This is a genomic window from Clostridium grantii DSM 8605, from assembly GCF_900129965.1.
Taxonomy (GTDB): Bacteria; Bacillota; Clostridia; order Clostridiales; family Clostridiaceae; genus Clostridium_AF; species Clostridium_AF grantii.
This window is the reverse complement of the sequence record NZ_FQXM01000019.1, coordinates 31,579-44,676: the sequence shown is the minus strand read 5'-3', so window position 1 is coordinate 44,676 and position 13,098 is coordinate 31,579. Positions and strand designations below refer to the sequence as shown.

General features: G+C 29.5%; 10 protein-coding genes and 1 pseudogene. 5 read left to right on the top strand and 6 right to left on the bottom strand.

Annotated features, from left to right (window positions below; genetic code table 11):
• Positions 1–296: 296 nt before the first annotated feature.
• A complete protein-coding gene (locus BUB83_RS14990) occupies positions 297–2,765 on the bottom strand; it encodes a glycoside hydrolase family 2 protein (RefSeq protein ID WP_073339343.1) in 2,469 nt (822 codons plus the stop codon).
• Between the two features lie 163 nt (positions 2,766–2,928).
• Here BUB83_RS14990 and BUB83_RS14985 point away from each other — a divergent pair, with 163 nt between their 5' ends.
• Complete coding sequence (locus BUB83_RS14985) at positions 2,929–3,816, top strand: AraC family transcriptional regulator (protein WP_207649339.1); 888 nt, start codon at positions 2,929–2,931, stop codon at positions 3,814–3,816.
• A gap of 22 nt (positions 3,817–3,838) precedes the next feature.
• Here the strand turns inward: BUB83_RS14985 and BUB83_RS14980 are convergent, their stop codons facing one another.
• Together BUB83_RS14980 and msrB are read right to left on the bottom strand one after the other, a co-directional pair.
• Positions 3,839–4,855, bottom strand: coding sequence for an SDR family oxidoreductase (locus BUB83_RS14980; protein ID WP_073339339.1), 1,017 nt, complete (start codon positions 4,853–4,855; stop codon positions 3,839–3,841).
• Between the two features lie 149 nt (positions 4,856–5,004).
• Positions 5,005–6,144: a peptide-methionine (R)-S-oxide reductase MsrB gene (msrB, locus tag BUB83_RS14975; RefSeq protein WP_073339337.1), complete on the bottom strand. Its 1,140-nt coding sequence runs from the start codon at positions 6,142–6,144 to the stop codon at positions 5,005–5,007.
• Between the two features lie 126 nt (positions 6,145–6,270).
• Between msrB and BUB83_RS14970 the strand changes: the two genes are divergently transcribed.
• The 3 genes and pseudogenes from BUB83_RS14970 (at position 6,271) to BUB83_RS14960 (ending at position 9,273) form a co-directional block, all read left to right on the top strand.
• The gene (locus BUB83_RS14970) at positions 6,271–6,489 is read left to right on the top strand and encodes a nitroreductase family protein (protein ID WP_084133595.1); all 219 of its coding nucleotides are present in this window, start codon (positions 6,271–6,273) and stop codon (positions 6,487–6,489) included.
• Positions 6,490–6,544: 55 nt separating this feature from the next.
• Positions 6,545–6,790: pseudogene (locus BUB83_RS22970) on the top strand (MATE family efflux transporter); the annotation flags it as partial.
• Positions 6,791–6,999: 209 nt separating this feature from the next.
• The gene (locus BUB83_RS14960) at positions 7,000–9,273 is read left to right on the top strand and encodes a diguanylate cyclase domain-containing protein (protein ID WP_073339334.1); all 2,274 of its coding nucleotides are present in this window, start codon (positions 7,000–7,002) and stop codon (positions 9,271–9,273) included.
• 382 nt (positions 9,274–9,655) lie between these two features.
• Here the strand turns inward: BUB83_RS14960 and nspC are convergent, their stop codons facing one another.
• Positions 9,656–10,795 (bottom strand): carboxynorspermidine decarboxylase, encoded by a 1,140-nt coding sequence (gene nspC, locus BUB83_RS14955; RefSeq protein WP_073339332.1) that lies wholly within the window; start codon positions 10,793–10,795, stop codon positions 9,656–9,658.
• 19 nt (positions 10,796–10,814) lie between these two features.
• A complete protein-coding gene (locus tag BUB83_RS14950; RefSeq protein ID WP_073339330.1) occupies positions 10,815–12,014 on the bottom strand; it encodes a saccharopine dehydrogenase family protein in 1,200 nt (399 codons plus the stop codon).
• A gap of 292 nt (positions 12,015–12,306) precedes the next feature.
• Between BUB83_RS14950 and BUB83_RS14945 the strand changes: the two genes are divergently transcribed.
• Positions 12,307–12,792, top strand: coding sequence for a flavodoxin family protein (locus tag BUB83_RS14945; RefSeq protein WP_073339328.1), 486 nt, complete (start codon positions 12,307–12,309; stop codon positions 12,790–12,792).
• A gap of 136 nt (positions 12,793–12,928) precedes the next feature.
• Here the strand turns inward: BUB83_RS14945 and BUB83_RS22010 are convergent, their stop codons facing one another.
• Positions 12,929–13,096, bottom strand: a complete 168-nt coding sequence (locus tag BUB83_RS22010) for a hypothetical protein (RefSeq protein ID WP_159434096.1) — start codon at positions 13,094–13,096, stop codon at positions 12,929–12,931.
• Positions 13,097–13,098 lie beyond the last annotated feature (2 nt).

Below are 13,098 nucleotides of genomic sequence, written 5' to 3'. Positions count from 1 at the left end.
TATATGCATACATATGTTCTTTTTTAATAACAACTTTTATGATTTTTCATTTTTACCTTTTGACTACACTGTTTTATCAAATCTAGTTTTGCTTTGCTTTGTTTGATGATTATGTTATTATTGTAATGTAATTTTTCTGCGAAATAGAAGTTCTTTTATTGTTAAATAACCTAATGTAATTTTATTTTTACAATATAATTCATCTACTAACAAAAGAAAAAAATCAAAAAGATGTATCCTCTACTCCCTTTAATACTGAGGGTTTAGAGGATACAAAATCTTATTTCTTTATAATGCTATCTAATTGCTTGTATTTTACATGGTGCCGACTTCAATCCTAAAGTTTTACAAATTGCCACTACCTCAATCTGGCCTTCATCAATTGCTTGTAGAATCATCAAAGCTCTACCTTGACTAGTGACAATACTATTATTTTGGAAATTTTGAACATTGTCTGGATGACCATTATCTACTCCTAAAATTTTAGCATTTCCTTTTATATTAAAAAATAGTTCTTCATTGACTATTTTGACTGGATGCCCTTGTTTATCTACAAGTTGTACAACTATATGTGCCACACTGTCTGAGGAAACCTTTATTATATTTTTGTCAGTAGTTAAATCTATTTTATCAATTGGTCCAGTAGTTGGAATATTATTCTCAACTTTTTTATTACCCTTTCTACCAATTGCTTTAACTGTTCCTTCTGTATAAGGCACAAACCATTTATAAATATTATCCTCAAACTCATTAAGATGTCTTGTACTTACAAGCTCATCATTGACATATAAAGAAACTTCTTCACAATTTGAATAAACTTCTACAACTATACCTTCTTCACTCATGTAATTCCAATGAGGATTAACATCATGCCAAAACCATAATCTTTTCTGCCAAGCATCTTTTTCCTTTTCAACTAAAATCCCATCTTTATCAAGATTATATAAAGATTTATCTAATGTTTGCGTAAATATTTTTATATGAGGTTCTTCATTCCATAACCCTTTAAACATATGATAAGATGGTTTATCAAAACCAGCTAAATCTATTAATCCTAAATTTGAACCTTTTCTTGGCCATGGACCCTGAACTTGTGCTTCCCCAATATGGTCACAACCAGTCCACAAAAACGTTCCTGCAATATGTTCTTTTTCAAGCACAGCCTTCCATTCATGCCATTGAGGTACATTTTCAGTTCCCATTATAGGTTTTTCTGGATAATGAGTATGACCATAATCATATATCACTCTTCTATAACTATATCCAACTATATCCAAAGCGTCTGTATACCCTGTTTCATAGCTAACACTTGGCAAAATACAATTTGCTATAATAGGTCTTGTTGTATCCATTTCTTTAGTCCAATTAGCCAACTTCTTAGCTGTGGTTCCAACATCATAATAATCCCTAGGAATTTTAGAAATATTTTCTTTAATTACATCAATATCATTAGGTGGCAACTTCCAAAAGTAAGACCCATCTGCATCAATACCAAAATAACCTGTAGCATTATTGTACTTAGTATAGGTCCATTCAATCTCATTACCAATAGACCATTGAATAATGCTAGGATGATTTATATCTCTTTTAATAGTATTTTGTAAATCATCTTGAGCATACTCTCTGAAAAATTCTGTATAGCATCTTGATAAATAGTCAACGGTTTTTTCTTCTCCATTTTGACGTTTATCTTTTGGATTGTCCCATTCATCAAAAAATTCTTCTTGAACCAAAATTCCTAATTCATCGCATAAATCAAGAAAATCCTCTGACACTTGATTATGAGCTGTTCTTATAGCATTACATCCACACAATATAAGGGCATCTAAACGCCTTCTCCATACATCTAATGGCACTGCTGCACCTACTGCTCCTCCATCATGATGCAAACAAACACCTTTGATTAAAGTTCTTTTGCTGTTAATAAAAAAGCCTTTATCTGCATCAAACTTAAACTCTCTTACCCCAAATTTAACTATTTCTGTTTGAATAATATTATTATCTTTAAGTATACAAACTTCAGCTTTATAAAGATGTGAATTTAAAACTTCCCATCTAACTGGATTATTAATTGATACATTGAATTTGATGTTACTTGAAGAATGCTCTGAAAGTTTCACCCTTTGTTTTTCTTCAACAACTTTCTTACCTTCTTCATCTATAATTCTCATTAAAACTTCAATATCTTGATTTTCACTGAACTCATTAACTAGCTCTACATTACCTTCTACTTCTGCCAATAAATCTGTGATTTTTGGAGTTATTACACTGACTCCCCAAACAGGAATATGAACTTTTGGTAATATATGCATAGATACTTTTCTATATATACCAGAACCTGTATACCATCTACTATCTGCATGTCTTGAATGATCAACTCTAACGGCTATAACATTCTCCTCATTTAAAGGATTTAAGTATTTAGTGATGTCCGCAAGCACAGGTGTATACCCATTTGGATGAAAGGTTATCATTTCTCCATTACAATAAATAGTTGAACGGCAATATATTCCATCAAAATTCACTATTACCCTTTTATCTATCATGTCTTCTGCGGTTTTAAAATGTTTTCTATACCATCCTATGCCTCCAAGAAGAAAACCTGTGCAAGCTTCCCCTTCTTCTTTGTTAAAGGGAAGTTCTACACTCCAATCATGAGGCAAATTTATTGTTCTCCACTGAGTGTCATCTTTTGATAAAAGATGTGCTTCTTTTATATCCCCTAAATTAAACTTCCAATTACTAATTATTTCTTTTCCTCTCATATTTTCACCTTTCCTTCATAGTTTATCAACTTATAATAATTTATTGATATTTTTTATAATTAAATATTTTGCTTTTACAAGTTATTTATATTATACTATTGTTAAAACTAAATTTCTTTAAGGATTAACGATAGTTTTATAACTATTCTGTTATATGGATAATATGAAAAATAAACCCGAATTTCAAAGAATACAATTAAACCCTAATTTTCCTGTTACCTACGTTGAAATGAATTCACAGCCAGATATAGATTTATTTTATTGTCATTGGCATCCAAATATAGAGATTATTTATGTAGATAAAGGTACTATCTCCATGAAAATAGATACTCAAGATTTTCAATTAAATACTGGTGATATCTGCATTATTAACCCAAATCAAGTACATTACGGCATTTCAGCAAATAACACTTATTGCTCTGTTAAACTATTGGTAATATCCTACGATATACTTTCTATGGAACTAAACAATCCTATTTATGAACGCTATATTGAACCTTTAAACAGTGGCCGATTATTATTGCCAAATGTGATTCCACATATTAGCACAAAAAAAGACACCCCCACATGGCAATTGGAGTGTCATCAATCAATTTCAAAATTACTATCTTGTATTTCTCAAGATTATATAGGGAAAGAACTTGCTATACAAAGCAGCTTCCTAATGCTATTAGCAACACTATACCGAAGTGATAAATTAATAGGTAAAGCCTTTATTCAAAACAAAACATTATCCACACGAGAAATGAATATTCTCAACTATTTAGAAGAACATTTTACAGAGTCAATTTCCATACCTGTGTTAGCCAGCCATTTTCATGTTAGCGAAGACTATTTTTATAAATTATTTAAAAAAATCACAGGCCAAACACCTATAAAATATATTTTACAATTAAAAATTCAATATGCAAAACAGCTATTAAAAACCACCGATATCAGTATTTCTGACATAGGCTTTCAAATAGGCTTTGAATCTACCAGTTATTTTTCTAAAACATTTAAAAAACTAACTGGATTTACGCCTATGACATATAGAAAAATAATTCAATAATTTTATGTTTTATTCTTTATAATTACAAATTCTTAAATAACTCCTCTGCATGCTGTTGTACTTTTATTACATTATCGCAGAAAAGATCAAACTCTTTATCTTCAACTTGAACTTCAGGGTGGGATAATATATATTCAACACACTGTCTAACACCTTGATCAAATCTAGTGGTAGCAACGTAATCTGGAACAAGCCTTTTAATTTTGGTATTATCAAATACTACTGAATTGGATTTATCCCCTACTAAACCACCTTCTAAATCAGCTTGGCAGGCCACAAGAAAATCAGTGGATACATGCATTTTTTTAACTTCTACATCAAGGGCTTCTCCTATACAATCATAAATTCTATTCCAAGTAAGAGACTCATCTGAAGTTATTTGTACAGACTCTCCAATAGCTCCGCCATTTCCCATAAGGCCAACAAAAGCTTTAGCAAAATCCGAACTATGAGTAAGTGTCCACAAAGAAGAACCATCACCATGTATAATTACTGGCTTTCCTTTAATAATACGGTCTATCACTTGCCAGCTTCCTTTTTTTCCATGAATAGCTGTGGGAATACTTCTTTCATCATAGGTATGACTTGGTCGCACAATAGTTATAGGAAATTTATTTTTACGATATTCTTCCATTAAAATTTCCTCACAAACAATTTTATCACGAGAGTACTTCCAATAAGGATTATCTAAGGGAGTACTTTCTGTTATCTTGTAATGAGATAGTGGTTTCTGATAAGCGGATGCCGAACTAATAAATATAAATTGTTTGGTTTTTTTAGAAAAAATCCTTATATCTCTTTTAATCTGTTCAGGAGAGTAAGCTATAAAATCAACTACCACATCAAACTTCATATCTTTTATAAGTTCTACAACGGTTTCTTCATGATTTATATCTGCTTTAATAACTCTAGCTTTTTCTGGAATTCTATCAGTTTTATTTCCACGGTTAAGTAAATAAAGATCCCAATTTTTTTCTACTGCTAATTTTGATATTGCTGAACTTATTGTTCCTGTTCCACCAATAAATAATGCTTTCATTATTATCACCTCATATTTTCTTCTTTAAATTGTATCTTTTTAGATTATACCATAATTACATTATTTTATTCTCTCATTGTATTTTAACCCAACCCTAGTTCTTATTCTAAAGAATACATTTCCTTTTGTCAAAAATAATTATGCTACTACTAAAAAAGTTCTAAGTACTCACCATATCCTTCTTTTTCTAAATCTTCCTTAGGTATAAATCTAAGTGCTGCTGAGTTCATGCAATATCTAAGTCCAGTAGGTTCTATACCATCATCAAATACATGCCCCAAATGTGAGCCTGAGATTTTACTTTTTACTTCTGTTCTAACAGAAAACAAACTTCTATCTTTTTCATAAGCAATATAAGCATCATCTATAGGTTTTGTAAAGCTGGGCCACCCAGTTCCTGATTCATATTTATCTGTAGAACTAAATAAAGGTTCTCCCGATACCAAATCTACATATATCCCTTCTTTTTTATTATCCCAATATTCATTATTAAAAGCTGGCTCTGTCCCCTTTTGTCTTGATACCTCATATTGATTTTCTGTTAATTTTTCTTTTATTTCTTTTTCTGGCAAAGTGCTATATTTTTTCATTTTATCATCTCCGTAAATTATAGTTTCAAATTTTTTTTCTTCTCCCCAAATTTCTTTTAAATAATCATCTCTTCCAGATGCATTTCTATAATATTTATATTTTAAACTATTTTTCAAATAATAATCTTGATGATATTCTTCTGCTACATAAAATTCATCAAAAGAAATAATTTTTGTTACCACAGAAGCTTCATAAATACCCGATTTATCAATTTGTTCTTTTGAAATTTGAGCAATTCTTTTCTGTTCCTCATCTTTATAAAAAATAGCTGAACTATATTGTTCTCCTCTATCTACAAACTGCCCTAGTGCATCTGTTGGATTTATTTGTTTCCAGAATACATCTAATAATTGTGCATATGAAATTACTTTAGGGTCATATATAATAAACACAGATTCTAAATGACCTGTTGTCCCACTAGAAACGTCTTTATAACTAGGATTTTTTACATACCCACCAGTGTACCCAGATACTACAGCTTGTACTCCTTCAAGTTTTTCAAAAGGGGGCTCCATACACCAAAAACATCCTCCGGCAAATATTGCTTTTTCATATTTAGTATCATCGTATTCAATTGTTGTTTTATCTTCATTTGATTTATCATTATTTTTATTTGATATAGTAACCCTTGCTATAATAAGGATGATCAAAAATACTAGGGATAAACTAAATATAATTTTTATTCTTTTTTTAACCATTAAATCACCTTCTTTAATATTTGTTATTAATCGATAATTGTTATCACTTATATTATACATCTACATCTTTAAAAAGTAAATTGTTTATATTAAATACTTATATCTTTATTTATATTTTTGTTTTAAATTAGCTCTGGTCTTGCGTGTCAAACATTCTGTTTAGCAGCACATGCTAAAGGTGTTGGAACAGTAATTATGGGAGTTATTGATGATGACTCAATTTCTAAAATAGTAGGGTTACCTGAAGAAGAAACAGTAGCTGCACTTATTGTTTATGGTTATCCAGATGGAGCACCAGCAGCAACTCCAAGAATGTCAGTTGATGAAATTAGTAGATTTATTTAATTTAAATATAAAGTGCTTAGTTCCCTTTAGTGGAAACTAAGCACTTTCATTTTTATTAATATGTTTAGTATTGCCTTTTAGTCATGTATTAGCTAGTTTTTTTTCTGGTGGTGATAGCCAGGTTTTATTTCATACAGTTAATGCAATGGGTGTATACTCTATATCTGTAATCCCTTGGGCAGTATTTCAATTAACTAATGGTGTTTTCCAAGGCACTGGGCAAACTAAATATAATATGATTACTAGTATTGTTAGAATATATTGTTTTAGACTACCCATTCTATTATCTTTAATAACATAACTTTAATTCACTAATTTATTCACTATATGTGTTATTGTACCACCTATGAATCTAATATTCTATGTTATAATCTAAATTTTAATATAAATGTAAAAAAATATATATAATATGTAAAAAAAAAGAAAAAAAATTGATTATAAGTGGACTTTATTGTAAACTAAATATAAACTAAAGTATTAATTAAATTTATGAATTCAGGAGTAAACGTTATGAAAAATAATAAGAAAACTATTGGTATATTAATTCCTTATATAGACCAAAACTATCAGGTAGATTTGTGGGATGTAATTGCTGAAGAAGCAAGAGCATTAGATTATAATGTTTTGTTTTTTTGTGGTTCAGTGCTAGATCCACCATTAAGTAATCAGAAAGAAAATAATATCATATATAACTTACTAAATCTTGATTATATACATGCCATTATCTCTATTTCAGGCACATTATCCAATTATGCTGGAGAAAATACTTTTAAAGAATTTATGAGTAAGTTTGATAAGGTTCCTGTAATAAATATATCCATAGATAGTCAAAATATAAGTTGCATAACAATGGATAATTATGAGAGTATGCGTAAAATGATGGAACATATAGTAAAAGAACATAATTATAAAAATTATGCTTTTGTTTCTGGACCAATGAAAAACAGTGAATCAAATGAAAGACTACAAGCCTTTATAGATATAATGAATGAATATGAAATACCTAATAAAAATATAATATTATATGAAGGTAATTTTTCAAAAGAATCAGGTATGATTGCTATAGAGTATTTTTATGACGATATACATTTTTCACCAGATATAATTATTTGCGCTAATGATGAAATGGCATTAGGTGTCTATAGTGAGTTGAAAAAACGTGGTATACATATGCCAAATGAAGTTGCATTTACAGGATTTGACGATATAGAAAATGCCACAACATTTTGGCCAACTTTTACTACAATAAAACAACCTTGCGTGGAAATGGGGAAAGCTGCTGTAGTTGGGATTCATAATCTATTAACTAAGAAAGCTACAATAATTAAGCAATCTTTTTGTGGTAAACTTGTTGTTCGTGAATCCTGTGGTTGTTTTAATTTCTTAGAGAATACTTTCAAAGAAAATCAAGAGAATCAGCTACAGAACTTTAAATCTATCCAAGGAATTAAAGATGAATCAATAGGTAATATAATAAATAGAATAAAAAATAATTATTTAGATGAAATTATTTCGTTCACAGATAAAGATAACTCTAGTAAATATGAGATTCAATTAATTAATTTGCTTGATATCCTCGTAGCGGAATTAGAGAATAAAGTACAAAAAGGAGCCTTTTTACACTTGTACTTTAAAATTATTTATCAATCTTTTACAATTGAATCCAATGGACCGGACTGGACTATTTTGATACAGTGGCTTAGAGATAAAATTTATGATCTAGGGGCACTAAATATTTGTAATGAATTAAATAAAATTTTCTATGATGCTACACTGATTTTAAGCAATCTAGCAATACGTAGACAACGCAAAGAGAATTACGAGTTTAGTGGAATGTTTTATTATTCCTCAGATATGATTATGCAGTTAACTGAAGTATCAACCACCGAAGACCTTTTTAAAGTAATTATACCTTACTTGAAGGAGTACAATATTAATGACTTTTATGTTTGTTTATTTGATGAACCTATGACATTCAGTAGTAATAAGACCTTTGTCTATCCTTCAGAAGTTACTATGGAATTAGGAATTGATGATAATGTGATATTGCCAAAGTGTCGATTTGAATCTAGTCAGATGCTGCCCTCACATCTATCAGAATCCAATAGACATCATGAATATGTATTCTATCCATTGTTTTTTAAGAAAACTCATTTTGGCTACGTTATTTGCAATTTTAATTTAAAAAACAAATCCATGTTTGGTATAATAAGAGCTCAAATTTCCAATACACTTGAACGCTTGATGATTCAAGATAAAATAGAAAAATATAATTTACAATTAAAGATATACAACCAACAATTAGAGGAAATATCAATCAAAGATCCATTAACAAACGTTCTCAATAGAAGAGGTATTTTTGAATATATTGATAAGGTATCTTCAACGGAAAAGTACAATTATGAAAGCATTGGAATCGTATACGGTGATATTGATAAGTTAAAATTCATTAATGATGCTTATGGTCATCAAGAAGGAGATTTTGCTATAATAAGTATTGCAAATATTCTTGAACAAGCCTTGTATGGAACCGGAAAAGTTGGCCGTCTTGGTGGTGACGAGTTTATTTGTATTATAATTAATGCAGATGAATCTAATTATAAAGAAACTTTTTGTGAAAATGTTGATAACTTACTTGAAATTCATAATAAACAAGAGAAACGTTTTTATAATTTAAATATAAGTCTTGGTTTTTCATTGTGGAAACCTAATGGTGAACTTACTCTTAACCAGTTACTTAATAGAGCTGACACCAATTTGTATAAAAATAAAAGAAAAAAGTAATTAACAGGGCTATTCACTAATTTATAGTGTAATAGCCCCATTCATGTTATGATATCATCAAATCAATAATTCAATTAAACATTAACACTTTCAATTAATTTCATTAAGTACTTAGATTGAAACTTCTCACTTACCAATAGTTGTTTCACTGGTGGCAATCTTAGAAATGCACCTGTAAATGCTGCCATAAATCTATGGCTAAGCATAGCTTGATAATCAAATATTAAAAAGTAATTAAATCTTGTCTCACATCTTTTTATTACTCTATCAGATATAATATCTAATTTTTTTGATTGATTTCTTACTTTTAGTCATAAAAATAAGGCGGATTTTTAACCATAATATGGTATAATCCACCTTTGCAAATTTCTTGAGTTTTATGTTATGACAATCGACTCTTATAATCATCAAAATTAAATGACTTCACAAGAGTTATATCATTATCATCCATAACCATAATAGATGGTAGATTTACACCATTAAAGGTGTTATTCTTAACCATTGTATAATGGGCCATGTCCTTGAAAATTAATTTATCTCCTACTTTTAGTGGTTTCTCAAAAGAATAATCACCAATAACATCCCCTGCAAGACAAGTATGCCCTGCCAAACGATAAGTATATTCTTTTTCTGAAGATAAGAAACCATTTTCGATTTCAGGTCTATAGGGCATTTCTAAAACATCCGGCATGTGACAAGCTGCTGAAGTGTCTAATATAGCAATATTCATATTATTTTTAACAATATCTAATACTTCTGCTACCAAGTACCCAGTATTTAAAGCAATTGCTTCACCTGGTTCTAAGTACACTTCAAGATTATATTTTTCTTTAAACTTCTTTATTATATTAATTAATTTCTCTACATCGTAATTTGGTCTTGTGATATGATGCCCACCACCAAAATTTATCCATTTAATTTTATCAAATAAGTGACTAAATTTTTCTTCTACAACTTTAAGTGTTCTTTCTAATGTATCAGAATTTTGCTCACACATAGTATGAAAGTGTAATCCACTTAACCCTTCTAAATCAGCATCTTCAAGATTTTGTAGAGTAGTTCCTAGTCTAGAATTAGTTGCACATGGATCATATATTTCTGTTTCAACCTCTGAGTATTCTGGATTAATTCTAATTCCACATTCAATACCAAGATCAAGTGCTTTATCTCTAAATTTATGATATTGGGCTACTGAATTAAAAACCATATGACCACAGTAACTCATAATCTCATCTATTTCAGAATCTTTGTAAGCTGGGGCATATATGTGAACTTCTTTTCCCATATATTCATAACCTAATCTAGCTTCAAATAAAGAGCTTGAAGTAATACCTTCCAAATAGTTACCCACAAGTGGAAAGGCTTGATGCATAGAAAATCCTTTTAAAGCTAATAAGATTTTACAACCTGATTTATCCTGAACTTCACGTAATAATTTCAGATTTTTCTCAAGTAATCTTGTATCAACCACATAAGCCGGTGTTTCAATAGTACTTAATTTTTGTATATCTTCTATATTCATAATATTTCAAATCTCCTTACTAATCAATCAGTGTAGGATTGAAATCCTCATGCCAAGGTAATCCCTGTTTATTTAATTCATCCATAAATGGATCTGGATTGAATTCTTCAACATTATAAACACCAGGTTTTTTCCATTTACCTTCTAATAACAATTTAGCACCTATCATTGCTGGTACACCAGTTGTGTATGAAATTGCTTGTGAACCAACTTCTTTATAACACTCTTGATGATCACATATATTATAAACATAATATTTTACTTCTTTGCCATCTTTAATCCCTGTACAGATACAACCAATATTAGTTTTACCTTTAGTTCTTGGTCCTAGTGTAGATGGATCTGGTAATACAGCTTTAAGAAATTGTAAAGGTTGAATTTTCATACCTTCATACTCAATTGGTTCAATTGAAGTCATACCAACATTTTGTAATACAGTTAAGTGATTAATATAATTTTGTGAAAAAGTCATAAAAAATCTTATTCTTTTTATACCAGTAATGTTATGTGCTAAAGATTCTAATTCTTCATGATACAATAAATAAGTATCCTTTGGTCCAATTTCAGGTAAATCATAAACACGTTTTATTTCAAGAGGCTCAGTTTCTACCCAATTACCCTCTTCCCAATAACGTCCTTTAGCTGTGATTTCTCTAATATTGATCTCTGGATTAAAATTTGTTGCAAATGGATATCCGTGATCACCAGCATTAGCATCAACGATATCAATATAATGTATCTCTTCAAAATAGTGTTTCAAAGCATAAGCTGAAAAAACACCAGTTACACCTGGATCAAATCCACAGCCTAAAATTGCTGTAAGTCCAGCTTTTTCAAACTTTTCTTTGTAAGCCCATTGCCATTTATACTCAAATTTCGGTGTTTCAGGTGGCTCATAGTTAGCTGTGTCTAAATAATGAACTCCAGTAGCTAAACAAGCATCCATTATAGTTAAATCTTGATAAGGCAATGCTACATTAATAACCAACTCTGGTTTATAATCATTAATTAAATCTATAACTTCTTGAGTATTATCAGCATCTACTGCTGCTGTTGTAATAACAGTTTTTCCACCATCTAATTTTTCTTTTATAGCATCACATTTTGATTTTGTTCTGCTAGCTATACATATTTCTTCAAATATTTCTGGATTCATACAACATTTATTAATTACTACATTTGAAACTCCGCCTGCTCCAATAATTAAAACTCTACTCATAATTTTTCTCCTTTTCTCTGGGCAAATCTTTAAATCCCAATTTCATATTTTATCATAAAAACGCATAGTAGCATAGCATACTTATCTTTTTTTTTAATAAAATTAGAATTTAATATAATAATCACAAGTTATACCCTGTCGAAAAATAATAAATAATACAAAAATGTAATATCTTCCAAAACACTTTTCAATTTATTGATAATATTACCTTTAAAGTATATAATTTAATAAAGTCTATTAATAGCAATATTGCTATTAATAGACTTTATTCTAAAAAATGGGGGTTTTGAAAGTGAAAATATCAATAATTTACCATAGTGAATCTGGAAATACAAAGAAAGTTGCGAAACTTATTTCAGAGGGTGCAAAAAAAGTAGAAGGAATTGAAACAAAATGTATGTCTATAGATGATGTTGACAAAATATTTTTAGAACAATCAAAAATAGTATTTTTCGGAACACCTACTTATGCAGGAACTTATTCATGGCAAATGAAAAAATGGTTGGATACATGTAAGCTGAATTTTGCCGGAAAAGTTGGTTGTGTATTTGCCACTGAAAACTTTGTTGGTGGTGGAGCTGATAACGCTGAATTAGCACTTATAAGTGAACTAATAGTTAAAGGTATGTTTATACATTCAGTAGGTGCTAGTGCTGGTTTACCTTATACCCATTTTGGCGCTGTATGTATAAAAGATGGAACTGAACAGCAAAAAGAAAGAGTATTAATTTTTGCTGAGAGAGTAGTGAGAAATGTTGAAAAATTTATTAGTGCATAAGATAAAATTAAAAATTACATTAGCAAGGAGATAATTCCCATCTATCTCCTGCGACCTCTGTAGTGTAATTTTTAAAAGTTCATCTGCGAATAAAGTATTGTGTAATAGAAAATGATGATAATCACTAATATTATTTTCAAGAGTTTTTATTCCTCTTATTAGCAATTTGAGTTGCAATTCCAATAATAGCAAATATAAAACCAATTACAAATATCCAAAACACTTCACTACCAATATTGTTGATAGCCAAAAATATGTTAAGTAAAGCAAGTGCAATTAATCTAATTATCCCAAAATTTTTCACAG